This window comes from Streptomyces sp. XM83C (genome assembly GCF_023072675.1).
GTDB lineage: Bacteria > Actinomycetota > Actinomycetes > Streptomycetales > Streptomycetaceae > Streptomyces > Streptomyces thermocoprophilus.
The window spans coordinates 1-17,281 of the sequence record NZ_JALLGL010000125.1 but is presented as its reverse complement, the minus strand read 5'-3'; the positions used below and the strand labels follow the sequence as shown (position 1 = coordinate 17,281).

Annotated in this window: 14 protein-coding genes; 9 read left to right on the top strand and 5 right to left on the bottom strand. The window is 73.2% G+C overall.

Going from position 1 to position 17,281, the window contains the following annotated elements; genetic code table 11:
• Window positions 1–264, bottom strand: a 264-nt coding sequence (locus MTQ10_RS16020; protein WP_247468324.1) for an SLATT domain-containing protein, incomplete at its 3' end; no start/stop codon positions are given.
• Window positions 265–543: 279 nt separating this feature from the next.
• Here MTQ10_RS16020 and MTQ10_RS16015 point away from each other — a divergent pair.
• The 7 genes from MTQ10_RS16015 to MTQ10_RS15985 all read left to right on the top strand — a co-directional run bounded on the left by MTQ10_RS16015 (window position 544) and on the right by MTQ10_RS15985 (window position 7,440).
• Window positions 544–885, top strand: a complete 342-nt coding sequence (locus MTQ10_RS16015) for a YbaB/EbfC family nucleoid-associated protein (protein ID WP_247468321.1) — start codon at window positions 544–546, stop codon at window positions 883–885.
• A gap of 77 nt (window positions 886–962) precedes the next feature.
• Window positions 963–1,562 (top strand): recombination mediator RecR, encoded by a 600-nt coding sequence (recR, locus tag MTQ10_RS16010; RefSeq protein ID WP_247468318.1) that lies wholly within the window; start codon window positions 963–965, stop codon window positions 1,560–1,562.
• A complete protein-coding gene (locus MTQ10_RS16005) occupies window positions 1,555–2,217 on the top strand; it encodes a DUF5063 domain-containing protein (RefSeq protein ID WP_247468315.1) in 663 nt (220 codons plus the stop codon). The genes recR and MTQ10_RS16005 overlap by 8 nt, the downstream gene beginning before the upstream one ends.
• A gap of 456 nt (window positions 2,218–2,673) precedes the next feature.
• Complete coding sequence (locus MTQ10_RS16000; RefSeq protein WP_247468312.1) at window positions 2,674–3,951, top strand: aspartate kinase; 1,278 nt, start codon at window positions 2,674–2,676, stop codon at window positions 3,949–3,951.
• The gene (locus MTQ10_RS15995; protein WP_247468309.1) at window positions 3,948–5,018 is read left to right on the top strand and encodes an aspartate-semialdehyde dehydrogenase; all 1,071 of its coding nucleotides are present in this window, start codon (window positions 3,948–3,950) and stop codon (window positions 5,016–5,018) included. The genes MTQ10_RS16000 and MTQ10_RS15995 overlap by 4 nt, the downstream gene beginning before the upstream one ends.
• Window positions 5,019–5,446: 428 nt before the next feature.
• A complete protein-coding gene (locus MTQ10_RS15990; RefSeq protein ID WP_282612231.1) occupies window positions 5,447–6,022 on the top strand; it encodes a SigE family RNA polymerase sigma factor in 576 nt (191 codons plus the stop codon).
• 323 nt (window positions 6,023–6,345) lie between these two features.
• A complete protein-coding gene (locus MTQ10_RS15985; RefSeq protein WP_308404574.1) occupies window positions 6,346–7,440 on the top strand; it encodes a hypothetical protein in 1,095 nt (364 codons plus the stop codon).
• A 38-nt stretch (window positions 7,441–7,478) separates the two neighbouring features.
• Here the strand turns inward: MTQ10_RS15985 and MTQ10_RS15980 are convergent, their stop codons facing one another.
• On the bottom strand, window positions 7,479–8,258 hold the full coding sequence (locus MTQ10_RS15980) for an SURF1 family protein (RefSeq protein ID WP_247468298.1): 780 nt from the start codon (window positions 8,256–8,258) through the stop codon (window positions 7,479–7,481).
• A 275-nt stretch (window positions 8,259–8,533) separates the two neighbouring features.
• Here MTQ10_RS15980 and MTQ10_RS15975 point away from each other — a divergent pair, with 275 nt between their 5' ends.
• Window positions 8,534–10,360, top strand: coding sequence for a S9 family peptidase (locus MTQ10_RS15975; protein ID WP_247468294.1), 1,827 nt, complete (start codon window positions 8,534–8,536; stop codon window positions 10,358–10,360).
• A gap of 60 nt (window positions 10,361–10,420) precedes the next feature.
• Here the strand turns inward: MTQ10_RS15975 and MTQ10_RS15970 are convergent, their stop codons facing one another.
• Window positions 10,421–12,304 carry an NAD-binding protein gene (locus MTQ10_RS15970; RefSeq protein ID WP_247468341.1) on the bottom strand — a complete coding sequence of 628 codons (1,884 nt, stop codon included), beginning with the start codon at window positions 12,302–12,304 and terminating at the stop codon, window positions 10,421–10,423.
• A gap of 247 nt (window positions 12,305–12,551) precedes the next feature.
• On the opposite strand from MTQ10_RS15970, the gene MTQ10_RS15965 reads away from it, so the two are divergent.
• Window positions 12,552–12,752, top strand: a complete 201-nt coding sequence (locus MTQ10_RS15965; RefSeq protein WP_247468291.1) for a ferredoxin — start codon at window positions 12,552–12,554, stop codon at window positions 12,750–12,752.
• Between the two features lie 269 nt (window positions 12,753–13,021).
• On the opposite strand, the gene MTQ10_RS15960 is transcribed toward MTQ10_RS15965, so the two are convergent.
• Together MTQ10_RS15960 and MTQ10_RS15955 are read right to left on the bottom strand one after the other, a co-directional pair.
• Window positions 13,022–13,795, bottom strand: coding sequence for a glycosyltransferase family 2 protein (locus MTQ10_RS15960; protein ID WP_247468289.1), 774 nt, complete (start codon window positions 13,793–13,795; stop codon window positions 13,022–13,024).
• A gap of 232 nt (window positions 13,796–14,027) precedes the next feature.
• Window positions 14,028–17,281: WD40 repeat domain-containing protein (locus tag MTQ10_RS15955; protein WP_247468287.1), on the bottom strand; the 3,254-nt coding region annotated here is incomplete at its 5' end.

The following is a 17,281-nucleotide window of genomic DNA, read 5'->3' as shown; positions in this document are numbered from 1 at the left end:
GTCCTCCGGGTCCACCGCCTTCGGGTCGATCCGCAGCGCCCGCGCCCCGCGCCGCTTCCACACCCGGTCGGACAGATACCAGGCCGCTGTCTGCAACGCCCCGCGCTCCACCCACCGGTACAGCTCGTCGAGCCGGGCGGCGGGCTCCCCCCAGTCGCCGAGCGGAAAGGCCCGCCCGGTCAGATCGCCCGGCCGCAGCCCCGCACCGCCCTCTCCTCGCCCGTCCTGAGGCGGACCCTCGGGCTGCATCTCCGGCTGACCCACCCGGCACTCCCTACTGAGGAACGGACAACTGGCGAAAGATCACAGCGCGTGACGGTCACGGTGCGTGACGTCCTCTGCGACACCCCTTCCTACCGCCCAATGGGTGGCGATGCGGACCGTTTCCTCACTTTTCCGCCCGGAAGAGGGCCTTGATCAGGTATAGACCGCGCGACAGGCTCACTCGAAAGAGTGCTGCGGCGACCCCGGGTCGGAGCACGTAGGCTCGTACAAGGCGGACAAGGCGCAGAAATGAACAACAGCCGAGACAGGAGCTGATCCGTGATCCCCGGTGGTGGCCAGCCCAACATGCAGCAGTTGCTCCAGCAGGCCCAGAAGATGCAGCAGGACCTGCAACGGGCGCAGGAGGAACTCGCGAACACGGAGGTCGACGGTCAGGCCGGCGGTGGCCTGGTCAAGGCCACGGTCACCGGCGCCGGTGAGCTGCGGGCGCTGCGGATCGACCCGAAGGCGGTGGACCCGGAGGACACCGAGACCCTCGCCGATCTCATCGTCGCGGCCGTCCACGCGGCCAACGAGAACGCGCAGACCCTTCAGCAGCAGAAGCTCGGCCCGCTCGCGCAGGGCCTCGGCGGTGGCGGCATCCCGGGTCTGCCCTTCTGATCGCCGAAGCGCCTTTCTAAGACAGCCGTACGGCATCTACCGTACGGAGAGAAGCAACGAGGAAGGACGGCAGTCCGTTGTACGAAGGCGTGGTCCAGGACCTCATCGACGAGCTGGGGCGGTTGCCCGGCGTCGGTCCCAAGAGCGCGCAGCGGATCGCCTTCCACATCCTCCAGGCGGAGCCCACGGACGTGCGGCGGCTGGCCCATGCCCTGCTCGAAGTGAAGGCGAAGGTCCGCTTCTGCGCGGTATGCGGCAACGTGGCGCAGGAGGAGCAGTGCGGCATCTGCCGTGACGCCCGCCGCGATCCCTCGGTCATCTGCGTGGTCGAGGAACCCAAGGACGTCGTCGCGATCGAGCGCACCCGGGAGTTCCGGGGCCGCTATCACGTGCTGGGCGGCGCGATCAGCCCGATCGAGGGCGTCGGCCCCGACGACCTGCGCATCCGGGAGCTTCTCGCCCGGCTGGCCGACGGCACGGTCACGGAGCTGATCCTCGCGACGGACCCCAATCTCGAAGGCGAGGCCACGGCCACGTACCTCGCCCGCATGATCAAGCCCATGGGCCTGAAGGTCACCCGCCTGGCCAGCGGCCTCCCGGTGGGTGGCGACCTGGAATACGCGGACGAGGTCACCCTCGGCCGCGCCTTCGAGGGGAGACGACTCCTAGATGTCTGACGCCACGCTGCACGCGACTTCGCACGACCCGGACGACTTCGTGGTCCAGATCGCGGACCAGGTGGAGAGTTTCCTGGTCGCGGTCACGGAGGTCGCCAAGGGCGACGAGCCGGCCTCGGCGGTGCCGTTCCTGCTGCTGGAGGTCTCCCAACTGCTCCTGGCCGGCGGGCGGCTGGGCGCGCACGAGGACATCGTCCCCGACGAGCGGTACGAGCCCGACCCGGGCCCGGAGCCGGACGTGGACGAGCTGCGGGAGAACTTCGCGCGCCTGCTGGAGCCGATCGACGTCTACTCGGAGGTCTTCGACCCGTACGAGCCGCGCAAGGCGCCCGTGCCGGCCCGGATCTCCGACGACCTCGCCGACATCATCACCGATCTGCGCCACGGCATGGCCCACTACCGCGCCGGCCGCACCTCGGAGGCGCTGTGGTGGTGGCAGTTCTCCTACTTCTCCAACTGGGGCCCGACCGCGTCGGCGGTGCTGCGCGCCCTGCAGTCCGTCCTCATCCACGTCCGGCTGAACCAGCCCCTGGAGGAGCTGGACGGCCTGGACACCGACCAGGCGGACATGGGCGACGACACCCTGGAGTTCGAGGCGGGCCAGGTCATGGCCGAGGAGATCGCCGGCCCCCTGGGCCTCCGCGAGTCCAAGTAACAACGCCCGCCGCCCCCGAAGCCCGAGGCCGAGCACATCGGCCTCGGGCTTCGTGCTGCCCGGTCACGCACTGGCCACGGGCATCTGCCTCGATCGGATGAGGTGGGGTGATCCCGCTGCTTTCGTACGCGACCGGGCTCTGCTTCGTACGGGGCCGGGCCACCCGCCGTACCGACGTCGGCTGTCGGGCCCGGCCTTCACGTCGAGATCCGATTTTCGGCGAGGAGCGACACCACCCCTCGAGGACCTCGCCGGATGATGTGACGTCGTGTGACGCGGCCCACTTTGTGCGTGGCGGGGTGTGCCCTGGGCATGAGCCCGGTCGGAAGACGGGCGTCTGTTCGTATCTCACGATGCGATATCAAGAGGGGCGAATTCGGACGCTCGATAGACTGAACCGACCCGCAGTACACCGTCGTATATGCGGAAAGAACACAAACGGAGCGAGGAGCGCACGTGGGCCTTGTCGTGCAGAAGTACGGAGGCTCCTCCGTAGCCGATGCCGAGGGCATCAAGCGCGTCGCCAAGCGGATCGTGGAAGCCAAGAAGAACGGCCACCAGGTGGTCGCCGTGGTTTCCGCGATGGGCGACACGACGGACGAGCTGATCGATCTCGCCGAGCAGGTCTCTCCCATGCCTGCCGGTCGCGAGCTCGACATGCTGCTGACCGCGGGAGAGCGGATCTCCATGGCACTGCTGGCCATGGCGATCAAAAACCTGGGCCACAGCGCCCAGTCGTTCACCGGCAGCCAGGCAGGTGTCATCACCGACTCGGTCCACAACAAAGCCCGGATCATCGATGTCACGCCGGGCCGTATCCGTGACTCGCTCGACGAGGGCAACATCGCCATCGTCGCCGGGTTCCAGGGCGTCAGCCAGGACACCAAGGACATCACCACCCTGGGCCGCGGCGGCTCCGACACCACCGCCGTCGCCCTCGCCGCCGCGCTCGACGCCGAGGTCTGCGAGATCTACACCGACGTCGACGGCGTGTTCACCGCCGACCCCCGCGTGGTGAAGAAGGCCCGGAAGATCGACTGGATCTCCTTCGAGGACATGCTGGAGCTGGCCTCCTCCGGGTCCAAGGTGCTGCTCCACCGCTGTGTGGAGTACGCCCGCCGCTACAACATCCCGATCCACGTCCGGTCCAGCTTCAGCGGACTGCAGGGCACGTGGGTCAGCAGTGAGCCGATTCAGCAAGGGGACAAGCAGGTGGAGCAGGCCATCATCTCCGGTGTCGCGCACGACACCTCCGAGGCCAAGATCACGGTCGTCGGCGTGCCGGACAAGCCGGGCGAGGCGGCGTCCATCTTCCGCACGATCGCCGACGCCGAGATCAACATCGACATGGTCGTGCAGAACGTGTCCGCCGCCGCCACCGGCCTGACGGACATCTCCTTCACGCTGCCGAAGACCGAGGGCCGCAAGGCCATCGACGCGCTGGAGAAGAACAAGTCGGCCATCGGTTTCGACTCGCTGCGCTACGACGACCAGATCGGCAAGATCTCCCTGGTCGGCGCCGGCATGAAGACCAACCCCGGTGTCACCGCCGACTTCTTCACCGCGCTGTCCGACGCCGGCGTGAACATCGAGCTGATCTCGACCTCCGAGATCCGCATCTCGGTCGTCACCCGCGCCGACGACGTGCCGGAAGCCGTCCGCGCCGTCCACACCGCCTTCGGGCTCGACTCCGACAGCGACGAGGCCGTCGTCTACGGAGGCACCGGCAGGTGACCACGACAGGCCCTGGGGGCCCCGCGCCGACGCTCGCGGTCGTCGGGGCGACCGGGGCCGTCGGCACGGTCCTGCTCCAGATCCTGTCCCACCGGGCGGACATCTGGGGCGAGATCCGTCTGATCGCCTCCCCGCGCTCGGCCGGCCGCAAGCTGACCGTGCGCGGCGAGGAGGTCGAGGTGCTGGCCCTGTCGGAGGACGTCTTCGACGGGGTCGACATCGCCCTGTTCGACGTGCCGGACGAGGTCGCCGCGCAGTGGGTGCCGGTCGCCGCCGCACGCGGCGCCGTCGTCGTCGACAACTCCGCCGCCTTCCGGACCGACCCGGACGTCCCCCTCGTCGTCCCCGAGGTGAACGCCCACACGGTCCGCAACCGGCCGCGCGGCATCGTCGCCAACCCCAACTGCACGACCCTGTCGATGATCGTCGCCCTGGGCGCGCTGCACGCCGAGTTCGGGCTGCGCGAACTGGTCGTCTCCTCGTACCAGGCCGTCAGCGGCGCCGGGCGGGCCGGCGTCGAGACGCTGCGGGAGCAGCTCGCCCTCGTCGCCGGTACGGAACTGGGCACCACCCCCGGCGATCTGCGCCGCGCGGTCGGGGACCGCACGGGGCCGTTCCCGGAGCCGGTCGCCCTCAACGTCGTACCGTGGGCCGGATCGCTGCGCGAGGACGGCTGGTCGTCGGAGGAGATGAAGGTACGGGACGAGTCCCGCAGGATCCTCGGGCTGCCCGACCTGCCCGTCGCCGTCACCTGCGTGCGCGTCCCCGTCGTCACCACGCACTCCCTGACCGTCCACGCCCGCTTCCAGGGCGAGGTCACCGTCGACCGGGCCCGCGAGATCCTCGCCACCGCCCCCGGCGTCGTCCTGTTCGACAACCCCGCCGCCGGGGAGTTCCCGACCCCCGCCGACGCCGTCGGCACCGACCCCACCTGGGTCGGCCGGGTCCGCCGCGCCCTGGACGATCCGACGGCGCTGGAACTGTTCGTGTGCGGGGACAACCTGCGCAAGGGCGCCGCCCTGAACACCGCGCAGATCGCCGAGCTGGTCGCGGCGGACCTGCGCTGAACCGTCGGCCGCCCCGATGTCGGTGGCTGTTCATAGGATCTGTGTGAATCACGTGATCAGGGTGATGTCCTGAATCACTTGAGCCCCGCACCCGCGGCGGCCGAAGATTTTCCACCCCGCTCCCGCAACCGCGCGGAGAGCGGGGAGCGTCTTTGCGGTCGCCCGGTGACGGTACGCGGGGACGCGTGTCGCCAGGACGTGGGGACGGCCTGGCAGCGGGCGGGGGACACCCGTTCGTTCGGACATAGGGAAAGAGCGGGACAGATGGTGGGCGCAAACCTGACGCCCGGCACGTACAACCCGATCGGGGGGAAACGTGTCCAACTGGCGTGGCAGAGGTACTCGACTTCACTGTGGCCGCGCGCCGTACGGCACTGCGCCCGCCCCGCGGCAGCCGCCGGACCCGTGTGTCCGGCCTGCCCGGCGGCATGCCGGTGATCGCGCCCATGCCCGCAGCGCGGCCCGCCCGTATACCCGGTCAGCGTGACGGCGTCGAGGAGACCGTCGCGGCCGGCACGACCGTCGACCACCTCACCGAGACCTACCGCGCCCACTACCGGTCCCTGCTCGGCCTCGCCGCGCTCCTCCTCGACGACACCGCCTCCTGCGAGGACGTCGTCCAGGAGGCGTTCATCCGCGTCCACTCGGCGCGCAAACGCGTCCGCGACCCCGAGAAGACCCTCGCCTATCTGCGGCAGACCGTCGTCAACCTGTCCCGTTCGGCGCTGCGCCGCCGCATCCTCGGCCTGAAGCTGCTGTCCAAGCCGATGCCCGACATGGCCAGCGCGGAGGAAGGGGCGTACGACCAGCTGGAGCGCGACTCGCTCATCAAGGCGATGAAAGGGCTCCAGCGCAGACAGCGCGAGGTGCTCGTGCTGCGCTACTTCGCCGACATGACCGAGGCGCAGGTCGCGGAGACGCTCGGCATCTCCCTCGGCTCGGTCAAGGCGTACGGCTCCCGCGGCATCGCCGCGCTGCGCGTCGCGATGGAGGCCCGGACATGACGGACGCCCGAGGCGACCGGGAAGGGGTCGGCGACGCCGGTGAGGCGCGGGGGAGCCGTGAGGCTTCCGAGGCATATGAGGTCCGTGAGGCCGGTGACGCGCGTGAGGTCCGTGAGGCTTCCGAGGCGCGTGAGGTCCGTGAGGCTTCCGAGGCGCGTGAGGTCCGTGAGGCTTCCGAGGCGCGTGAGGTCCGTGAGGCTTCCGAGGCGCGTGAGGTCCGTGAGGCTTCCGAGGCGAGCGAGGCCCCTGAGACTCGCGCCCCCGTCGAGCCGCCGCATGCCGCGTCACCGCACGAACAACCACCGCACGCTGGGAACGGAACTGTGAAACACGGCCTGGACGACCAGAGCCCCGAAGGGTTCGACTCGGACGAGCTGGCACTGCGCCGGATGCTGCACCAGGCAGTCCAGGGCATCGAACCGCGCGACGGCACCCTGGAGCACCTGAAGCGTGCCGTGCCCGCGCGCCGCGCACGCAAGCGTCAGGCCGCGGTCGGCATGGCGGCGGCAGCCCTGTTCATCGGTACGGCCGTGCCCGCGCTGGTGCATGTCTCCACCGCGACCGGTTCCGACGCCAACCCGTCCATCGCCGGCAACAGCTCCGAGGCCCAGGGCGGCACCGGCACCAACATCCCCGACGGGCGGGAGACAACGGCCGGCTCCGGCTCGGCCGCCGCCCCCGGCCAGGGCAAGGACGGCGGCAAGGACGCCGACCAGGGCAAGGGCTCCGGCGCGGGCGGTGCCGCCGACCCGGCCGCCACGAGCGGCGCCGGAGGTGTCCCCGAGTGCACGGCCGACCAGCTCGGCGGCGCCACGGCCGAGAGCAGCGGCCCCGACGCGTCCGGCATCGTCCACGGCACCTTCCACATCGTCAACGTCTCCGCCGCCGACTGCACCGTCACCGGCCCCGGCACCGTGACCCCGCTCGCGGCGGGCGCCGCCGACCCGGCGCGGATCACGCTCGCGGAGCACACGGCGGGGGACGCCGTATCGGGCCTGCCCGACCCCGCCATGTCGATGTCCCGGCTGGTGCTCGCGCCGGGCGCCGGATACGACGTGCGGTTCGCCTGGGTGCCGTCGGAGACCTGCCCGACCGACAGCAGCGGCACCGCCGGCACCGGCGGCACGGCAGGCTCGGGCGGCGACGGCGGTGCCACCGCCGGCGGCGGTGACAGCGGCGGCAGCTCCACACCGTCCACGGACCCCTCGCCCAGCCCCGACGCCAGCGGCGACGGCAGCGCGGGTGTCTCGGCGGGCACGGCATCCGGTACGACGCCTCAGCTCGTCGCCGACGGAGGTACGGCCGAGGGCAGCGTCGTGGTGTCGTACACGCCGGTCACGGGCTCGCCGACGGCGTCCACGACCGTGAGCGACGCCTGCGCGGGCACGGTGTACCGGACGGGGCTGCTGGCGCGGTAGCTGCCCTCCCGGAAGCGCTGCGGCAGACCCGGCCGGGGTCAGGCGTGAGCGGGCTCGTCCTCCGGGAGGAGCCCGAGTTCCGCGTCCCGCTGGTACTCCACCTCGCGGCGCAGCAGGCGGAACCACATGAACACCACGAACCCGGCGAAGACGAACCACTCGCCGGTGTAGCCGAGGTTCTGGAACGCCTTGAGGTCCAGCCCGGTGTCCGCGGTCCGGCCCGGCGGTACGGTGGTCAGCCCGGGGTCGGCCTTGTCGAGGGTCACCCACGCGTCGTACAGGTCGTACGGCACCAGGTTGACCAGCGATGCCGCGCTGATGGCGGCGGTCTGCCCGGCGGGGAGCCCGCCGCGGGCGCTGACGCCGTTGTCGCCGGGTGTCTCGGAGGCCTGGAGAGCGCCGGTGACGGTGACCTCGCCGGACGGCGGGGCGGGGGCCTTCGCCGTGTCGGCGTCGCCGGGCAGCCAGCCCCGCACCACCGGCAGGGCCTTGCCGTCGTCGGTGCGCAGCAGGGTCAGCACGTAGAAGCCGTCGCGGCCGTCCAGCTCGCGGTCGGGGACGAGCAGCTGTTCGGCGTACCGGCCGGTCGCGGTGGTCTGCCGTCCGGCGGTCGCCTTGTCGACGGGCAGCAGCTCCGTCAGCGGGCGGGGTGTCTCGCGGCGGGCGTCGGTGGCCGCGCTCTCGGCGTCGCGGTGCTCGTCGACGCGCGCCTCGAACCGGCTCAGCTGCCAGGACCCCATGAAGACGCAGAAGGGGATGGCCAGCAGCACGAAGACGTTGATCCCCCACCAGCGGGGCGTCAGCAGAAACCGGTACACGCCCTCCACGGTACGGTGCGCGCGCGGGGAACCCGGCGGCGGGGCCGGGCGGTGCGCGGCGTCCGGCGACGGCCCGCACGGGGCCCGCACGGGCGTCGTACGGGCCTCGTGGGGCCGTCGGAGAGTGCGGTGGATGTGACGGCCGTGGTGAGGTGGGCGGGAAGTTGTCCACAGGCTGGGGAGCGGGGCGGACGATTGTCGGCGTGAGCGGGCAGTATGGGGCCATGACTGAGAGCAACGGGTCCACCACAAGGGACCGGGAAGCGGGCGGGGAGATGCCTGAGGAGACTGCCGACGACATGCCGGAGGGCTTGACGGAGACCATGCCGGACTGGGAGAAGCGGTTCCGGGCGCCGCGGGTCTCCCTGCCGGACTGGGCGCTGGACGCCCCGCACCGCGCACTGTTCGTGTCGAACGCCACCGGTACGTACGAGCTGTACTCCTGGGACCGCGAGACCGGCGAGCAGCAGCAGGTGACGCACCGGCCGAACGGCACGACGGAGGGCGTGCTCTCCCCGGACGGCGAGTGGATCTGGTGGTTCGACGACAAGGACGGCGACGAGTTCGGCGTGTGGCGCCGCCGCCCCTTCACGGGCGGTGAGGACGAGCTGGCCACGCCGGGCCTGGACCCGTCCTATCCGGCGGGCCTGGCCCTCGGCCGCGACGGGCGTACGGCGGTCGTCGGCCGCTCCACCGACGAGGACGGTACGACGATCCATCTGGCCCGCACCGGTGAGCCGCCGCGGGAGATCTACCGGCACCGCGAGTCGGCGGGAGTCGGTGATCTGTCGCACGACGGTTCGCTGATCGCGATCGAGCACACCGAGCACGGCGACGCGATGCACTCGGCGCTGCGGGTGCTGCGCCCGGACGGCACGGCCGTCGCCGAGCTGGACGACACCGAGGGCGGGACGAAGGAGCTGGGCCTGGAGGTGCTCGGGTTCGCGCCGGTCGACGGTGACACGCGGCTGCTGGTCGGGCATCAGCGGCGGGGCCGCTGGGAGCCGATGGTGTGGGACGTGGCGACCGGCGAGGAGACCGACCTGGTGCTGGACCTGCCGGGCGATGTCAGCGCCGAGTGGTATCCGGACGGCAGCGCGCTGCTCGTGGTGCACGGCTTCGAGGCCCGCAGCGAGCTGTTCCGGTACGACCTGGGGGAGGGCCGTCTCGAGCGCATCCCGACCCCGCCGGGCACGGTGTCGGGCGCGACGGCCCGCCCGGACGGCACGGTGGAGTATCTGTGGTCGTCGGCGGCCGAGCCGCCCGCCGTGCGTTCGACCGGCGGCGGTGTGGTGCTCGACCCGCCGGGGATGCGCTGCCCGGGGTCGGTCGCGGTGGAGGACGTGTGGGTGGACGGGCCGGGCGGCCGTATCCACGCGCTCGTGCAGAAGCCGGCCGGCGCCAAGGGGCCGCTGCCGACCGTGTTCGACATCCACGGCGGCCCGACGTGGCACGACAGCGACTCGTTCGCGGCGGGCCCCGCGGCCTGGGTGGACCACGGGTACGCGGTGGTGCGGGTCAACTACCGGGGCTCCACCGGGTACGGCCGTGCCTGGACGGACGCGCTGAAGCACCGGGTCGGTCTGATCGAGCTGGAGGACATCGCGGCCGTGCGGGAGTGGGCGATCGGCTCCGGTCTCGCCGACCCCGGCCGGCTGATCCTCAGCGGCGCCTCCTGGGGCGGCTATCTCACCCTGCTCGGTCTCGGTACGCAGCCCGACGCGTGGGCGCTGGGCATCGCGGTCGTCCCGGTCGCCGACTACGTCACGGCGTACCACGACGAGATGGAGGCGCTGAAGGCGATGGACCGCACCCTGCTCGGCGGGACGCCCGAGGAGGTCCCGGAGCGGTTCGCGGCGTCGTCCCCGCTGACCTACGTCGACCGGGTGAAGGCCCCTGTCTTCATCTCCGCCGGGGTCAACGACCCACGCTGCCCGATCCGCCAGATCGAGAACTATGTGACCCGGCTCCAGGCGCGCGACGCGGTCCACGAGGTGTACCGGTACGACGCCGGGCACGGCTCCCTCGTGGTCGACGAGCGCATCAAGCAGGTCCGGCTCGAACTGGACTTCGCGGAGCGGCATCTGCCGAAGCCGCAGTAGGCCGTGTCGTCTGGATCTTGCCGCGGGTCGTGGGGGCGTCGGGCGGGGGGCAGCCCCGGCTCACTCCCCCGTGCCCGCCGGGGGGCGGGCCGGGGAGGGCGGCCCGGGTGCACGGCCCCGGGCAGGGCTCAGTCGTGCCAGGCCCTGGCGGGTCGCCGCCAGCACCACACGGTCCTCGTCGCGCAGGACGTACGCCTCGGACACCTCCCCCTCGACGCCGGCCGCGTCGACCGCCAGCACCCGCCACAGGCCCGGTTCGAAGGCGTCCGCGACCGTCTTGCCGGTGAGCTGCGGGTACCGGCCGACCTGCATCTCCGCGAACAGCAGCACCCGCCGTTCGACGGGGATCGCGCCGAGGATCTGCCGCCCGTGCATCGCCCCGGCGAACGCGGGCGCCGCGAGGTGGGTGACGCTGCGGCTGCGGGTGAGGGCGTGCGGGTGCGCGGCGCGCAGGGTGCGGTAGACGGCGGTCGCGAAGTCGTCGTCGTACACCCGCAGCACGGCCCGCAGGCCGGGCCGTACCCCGCGGGCGTACAGCACGGCCTCCAGGTTGGTGGTGTCGGATGAGGTCACCGCGAGCAGCGCGTACGCGCGGTGGATCTTCGCGGCCTCCAGGACGCCTTCCTGGGTGACGTCGCCGAGCACCACCGGCACCCGCAGCCGGCGGGCGGTGGCCATGCCGCGGGCCTCCGGGTCGGACTCGACGCACACCACGGGCACGTCGAGTTCCCGCAGCCGGGTCAGGACCCGGGTGCCGATCTTGCCGAGGCCGAGCAGGACGATGTGCCCGCCGAGGCCGCGGGGCGGTTTGCGCAGCGCGGACGCGGTGCGGAAGGTGCCCAGCGCCTCCAGGACGGCGGCGATCAGCAGGGGGAGGAGGAGCAGTCCGGCGAGCCCGGACAGCAGTTGCAGCACCTGCCGGCCGGTGCGTTCGCCCTTGGCGGGGTCGTTGATGGCGAACAGGTCGAGCAGGGTCAGATACAGCGCGCCCAGCGGGTGCACGCCGGTCACCACGGCGAGGGTGACGGCGAGCGCGACGACACACGCGACGAGTCCGGCGAGCGACCAGCGCAGCCGGCGGGAGAAGAGCGAGGCGAAGGGAGGGACGACACCGCCGGTGCCGCGGCCGGCGGGCAGTGAGGGACCGGTGTAGGAGACCTGCTCCAGTACGACGGTGCCGCGTCCGCGGGCGGCGCGCACGGTGTCCGCGTCGGGCAGCAGCTGCGGCCCTTGCTCGCCGCTGTTCTCCGAACCGTCCGCGTAGGCGGGATCGTTGCCGGGCGCGGACAGCAGCGCGAGGGTGGCCAGCCCGGACGGGGTACGGCCGTCGGGGCGCGGAGCGTGCTCCACCGCGCGCAGCATCAGCCCCTCGGTCTGGACGACCTTGGTGGTGCCGGCGACGGCCGCCGCCGTGAGGGCGGGTGCGGCGGTGTCGGCGTCGGAGAGCACGGTGACGGAGGCGTCCTCCGCGTCCGCGCCGGTGTCGTCGGCGGCGGCCAGCGCGGCGGCCTGGTCGAGGAGTTCCTCGATGTGCTGGCCGAGCCGCCGGTTGTACAGGCGCAGCACGAGCCGCAGCCGGGGGTTGAGACGGCGGGCGGTGAGGGCGGCGCGGATGTTGGTCTCGTCGTCGTCGTACACGAGGGCCAGGGCGGTGGCCCGGTCGACGCCGGCGTCGGCGAGGACGGCCTCGGTGGGTTCGGCGGCCTCGATGAGCCGTTCGCCGCCGCGTGGTTCGCTCGTGCCGGCGGTGCCGCTGCCGCGGTTGACGGCGGCCATGACGACCCGGTCGAGCAGGGCGGCCGAGACCGCGCGGGCGCGGCCGACGACGGGAGGGCTTACGGTGCCGCGGCCGGCGGGCACGACGAGGGTGACCTGTTCGCGGTAGACGCCGCGCAGTTCGGCGGCGAGCCGGTGCGCCAGCCCGTCGTCCCCGCACACGACCATATGGGCGCCGGCCTCACCGGCCGTGCCCTGATTCGGAACGCTCGCCACGGGGAGCAAGACTGCCTGACGGGCGGCGGTGGTTCCAGGGGGACACGGGGTCTCCACAGCCTCCCTGACGGACCCCCAGATTCCCTTTTCGGTCCCGGTGTCGGGCTGGTCGGCCGGGGTGGTTCGGCGGGGTGTTCCGCGGGGCAGGGAGGTCGGTGTTCGGTGAAGTCGAAGTCACCTCGCGTGTACGGGAGCAGACATGAGGATCTCCGTGGACCCCGAGCGGTGCTACGGCTCGGGTGACTGTGTCTACAGGGTGCCGGCCGTCTTCACGGTCGTCGACGGTTTCGGCGCCGTCCTGCCGGGTCGTGAGGACGCGGCGGACGATCCCGAGCTGCGGGAGGCGCTGCGGGAGGCGGTGGAGGGCTGCCCCTCGCAGGCGATCAGCATCGTCGAGTAGCGGCCGGGAAGCGCGAGCGGTGGCCGGGCTTCCCGGGCGGTGCCGTGCCGAGCGGTGCCGGGCTTCCCGGGTGGTGGCCGTGCTCCCCGGGTGGTGGCCGGGCTTCCCGGGTGGTGGCCGTGCTCCCCGGGTGGTGGCCGTGCTCCCCGGGCGGTGCCGTGCTCCCCGAGCGGTGGCCCGGCAGCGCGAGAGCGGCGGCCGGTTTTCTCCGCGAGCGGCGGCCACCGGCGTCCCCGAGCCCGGCGCCGCCCGTCCCTGGGGCACGTCCGTCACCGCGCCCCCGTCGTGAGCGCCCCCAGTCCCGCCAGTGCGTGGGCGCGGGCCACGACGACCGCCGTGCGGGCGTGCCGCTCGGCCGGGTCGACGTGCGGGGCCTGCCCGGTGACCTGGCCGGGCCACTTGCGGTAGAGCAGCCCGGTCTCGGCGGTGAACCAGCCGGGGCTGACCGCGTCGAGCGCCAGCAGCAGCCCGGTGTCCTCGGAGGCGGGCAGCGCCATCCAGCCGCCGAGGGCGAGCAGCAGCTCGCGCCGTACGAACAGGGTGGCCGGGTGGACGGGGGCGCGGTGGTCGTGGGCGGTGAAGTGGGCGAGGACCGTGCCGCGTTCCAGAGGGCCCTCGGCGGGTTCGCCGGGGAAGCCGGTGGTGGTGCCGTCGGGCAGCAGGTCCAGTGCCCGCGAGGTCGCCCAGCCCAGGCCGGGACGGGTGTCCAGGGCGGCCAGGTCGCGGGCGAGTGCGCCCGGCGTGAGCTGGTCGTCGGCGTCGAGGATCTTCACGTACTCCCCGTCGGCGTCCGCGAGGGCGAGGGTGCGGGCGACGCCGGGGCCGCCGGGCCGGCCCTGCCGGAACACGATCCGGTCGTCGTCGGGGACATGGGGGCGGACGGCGTCGGTGGTGCCGTCCTCGCGGATCACCCACCGCCACTCCCAGCCGGGGGGTAACTCCTGTGCGGTCAGCGACCGGTGGGCCTCGGGCAGGAAGCGCGCCGAGGGGGCGTGGACGGCGGTGACGACGGTGATGCGCCGGGGCGGCACGGCGGCACTCACCACCTTTCCGGGTGCAGGGGTGACGAGCGGTTCGGTGCGGTACGGCGGTGCGGGCCCCCGTCGGGGCGGCGGACGCGGCCCGGAGGGTGACACGAAAGGGCCCGACCGCTGGCGACGGGGGATGCACCAGCGATCGGGCTGTGGCCAAGGCTAACAGGGCGGATGGTGCGGTGGGAGCGCCCGCCGGAGACCGACGCAAGGGTGTGATGCGTATCACTGAAACAAAATGGGGTCACTCGGCGCAGGGCGGGTCGTACGACAGGCGCGGAAGGTACTCATGCCACTTCTGCGCGGTGAGCACTCCGCGCGTGGAGGCGCAGATGTGCCGGACGGCGGCGTCGACGTCCAGATTCCACAGCCGTACGGTGCCGGTGCCGCTGGACACCCCGAGCATGCCGCCGCGCGGGGAGAACGCGAGGAAGTGCCCCGCCTTGGCGTTCGGGCTCATCGACTCGCCCAGCGGGGACGCGTCGCCGGGGTCGGCGATGTTCCACAGCCGTACGGTGTTGTCGTTGCCGCCGCTGGCGAGGGTCCGCCCGTCGGGACTGAGCGTGAGGGACACGACCGCCTCGGTGTGCCCGGTGAGCGGCTTGCCCAGCGGGCGGGCGCCGGCCGGGTCGGCGGTGTCCCACAGCCGTACCGTGTCGTCGTCGCTGCCGCTGGCCAGGGTCCGCCCGTCGGGCGTGAACACGACCATGTTGACCGGCCCGGCATGCCCGGACAGGGTGCGCAGGGCGCGCGGCCGGGCCGGCTCGCGCACGTCCCACAGCCGTACGGTGGCGTCCGCGCTGCCGCTGGCGAGAGTCCGCCCGTCGGGGCTGAACGCGAGGTCGTTGACGTAGCCGCGATGGCCGGTCAACGGCTCGCCGAGCGCCCGCGGCCGGGCCGGGTCGGACACGTCCCACAACCGGATCGTGCGGTCGGTGTACGCCGTCGCCAGCACCCGCCCGTCAGGGCTGAAGGCCAGCGCGAACGCGAACCGGGTCCGCAGCTCCAGCGGCGCCCCCAGCGTGCGCGGCCGGGCCGGGTCGGACACGTCCCACAGATGCACACGGTGACTGTCGGTCAGCACGGCCAGGGTGCGCCCGTCCGGGGAGAACAGCAGCGCCCGGTCACCGCCGTCGGCCGGCATGAACGGCTCGCCCACCAGCAGGGGATGCGCGGGCCGGTCCACGTCCCACAGCCGTACCCGGCCGTCGCGTGCGGCCGTCGCCAACAGCCGCCCGTCCGGCCGGAACGCGCCGCTGCGGCCCAGCATGTCCGACGTCGGCACCGACCACAGCCGTACCTTGCTGTCGCCGTTGCCGGTGGCGAGGGTGCGCCCGTCGGGGCTGAACCCGAGCGCGTACATCTCGCCGCTGCCGCCCGCCAGCGGCTCCCCGATCTGCGCCGGATGCGCCGGGTCGGCCACGGTCCACAGGCTGGCCGTGCTGTCGGCGCTCGCGGCGGCGAGCAGTTCCCCGTCCGGGCTGAACGCCACCGACCACACCGGCCCGGTGTGCCCGGTCAGCGGCGCCCCCAGCTGCCGGGCCCGCGCCGGGTCGGCGATGTCCCACAGCCGTACGGTGTCGTCGCTGCCGCCGCTCGCCAGCGTCCGCCCGTCCGGGGCGAACGCGACGGAGTGCACGGTGCCGCCGTGCCCGGCCAGCGGCCCCCCGAGCGCCTTCGGCCGCCGGGGGTCGGCGATGTCCCACAGTCGTACGGTGCCGTCGTCCCCGCCGGTGGCGACCGTACGGCCGCCCGGGCCGAAGGCGACCGAGCGCACCGCGGCCCGGTTCCCGGTGAGCGTGGCCAGGGTCCGCGGGTGCGCGGGGTCGGCCATGTCCCACAGCCGTACCGTGCGGTCCTCCCCGGCGGAGGCCATCACCCGCCCGTCCGGGCCGAACGCGACCAGATAGATCGTGTCCTGCCCGCCCGCCAGCGGCGCGCCCAGCGGGCGCGGGCGGGCCGGGTCGCCGACGTCCCAGCGGCGGATCGTTCCGTCGTCACCCGCGCTGACCAGGGTGCGCCCGTCGGGACTGAACACAGCACTGCTGACCCAGCTGCCGTGCCCCCGCAGCGGCTCGCCCAGCGCCCTGGGCCGGGCCGGGTCGGAGACGTCCCACAGGCGGACGGTGCGGTCGTAGCTGGCGGTGGCCAGCAGCCGGCCGTCCGGCGAGAACGACGTCAGATACACGGCGCCGGTGTGGCCCAGCACAGGCGTGGCGAGCGGCGCGTTCACGATCGACAGCAGCCGGTTGCCGGTGTCCTGGTCGTGCGGGCGCAGCCGGTGCGCCACCAGGTCCAGCTGGGCCGACAGCGACGGATCGCTGTCCTGCACCCGGTCCGCCTCGGCCATCACCTGCGCGAACACCGCGTCGTCCCGCTGCTGCCACGCCACCACCGCCGCGCCCGCCGCGACCACGGCCAGCACCACCAGCAGCGCCACGGCGGCCCGCCCCACCCACAGGTTCCGCCGCCGCAGCCGCACCGACGCCGCCAGGAACTCCACCGCGCTGCGGGTGAGATACGTGTCGCCCGCCGACCGCGCCCAGCCGTGCGCCTGCTCCAGCCGCGATCCCCGGTACAGCAGCGACGGGTCCCGGTCGGAGTCCTCCCAGGCCCGGCCGTCCTCCTCCAGCCGCTGCCGCAGCAGGTTGCCGCCGCGGTCCTCGTCGATCCAGTTCCGCAGCCGGGGCCACGCGGTCAGCAGCGCCTCATGAGTGATCTCCACGGTGTCCGCGTCCAGGGTGACCAGCCGGGCCCGTACCAGCGCCTCCAGCGACTCCTCCGTCTTCGCCGGATCAGCGGACTCCTCCGCGAGCTGCCGCCGCGTCCCGCGCCGCCGGGTGGCCTGCGTGTCCTCGCCGATCCTCACCAGCCGCAGCAGCAGCAGCCGGGCCGCCGTGCGGGCCGCCGGGTCCAGCCCCGCCCACGCCCGCTCCGCCGTCGCCGCGACCGCGCCCTGGATACCGCCGGCCGCCCGGTACCCGGCGAGCGACAGCCGGCCCGCCTTGCGGCGCTGCCATGTGGCGAGCAGCGCGTGCGACAGCAGCGGCAGCACCCCCGCGCCGTGCGCGCCGCGCACCCCGTCGGCGCCCACCTCGCGCACGATCAGCTCCGCCAGCCCCGGCTCCAGCTCCAGGCCGACCGCCCTGGCCGGCGCGGTCACCGCCTCGCGCAGTTCGGCGGCGGTCAGCGGGCCGAGCACCATGTGCCGGTGCTGGAGGGCGTCCGCCAGCTCGGGATGGCCCAGGCACCGGTCGTAGAAATCGGCGCGCACCCCGAGCACGACGAGCACCGGCGCGGGCAGTCCGGGCCCAGCGGTGCTGCACGCGGCGTGCAGCACCTGCACGAAGGCACGCCGGTCGGCCTCGGACGGGCAGAGAGTGAACGTCTCCTCGAACTGGTCGACGATCACGACGGGACGCGCGTCGGGCGAGGCGCCGATACGGGCGGACCAGGAGGAGAGGGCGGCATGGACGGTGGGGGTGTCCGGGCCGTGAG

Bases quoted from the DNA above. Each gene is read 5' to 3' on its own strand.
- MTQ10_RS16005 (WP_247468315.1), top strand. From the start codon at position 1,555: ATGTCTGACGCCACGCTGCACGCGACTTCGCACGACCCGGACGACTTC.
- MTQ10_RS15990 (WP_282612231.1), top strand. From the start codon at position 5,447: ATGCCGGTGATCGCGCCCATGCCCGCAGCGCGGCCCGCCCGTATACCC.
- MTQ10_RS15975 (WP_247468294.1), top strand. From the start codon at position 8,534: ATGCCTGAGGAGACTGCCGACGACATGCCGGAGGGCTTGACGGAGACC.
- MTQ10_RS15970 (WP_247468341.1), bottom strand. From the start codon at position 12,304: ATGGTCGTGTGCGGGGACGACGGGCTGGCGCACCGGCTCGCCGCCGAA.
- MTQ10_RS15965 (WP_247468291.1), top strand. From the start codon at position 12,552: ATGAGGATCTCCGTGGACCCCGAGCGGTGCTACGGCTCGGGTGACTGT.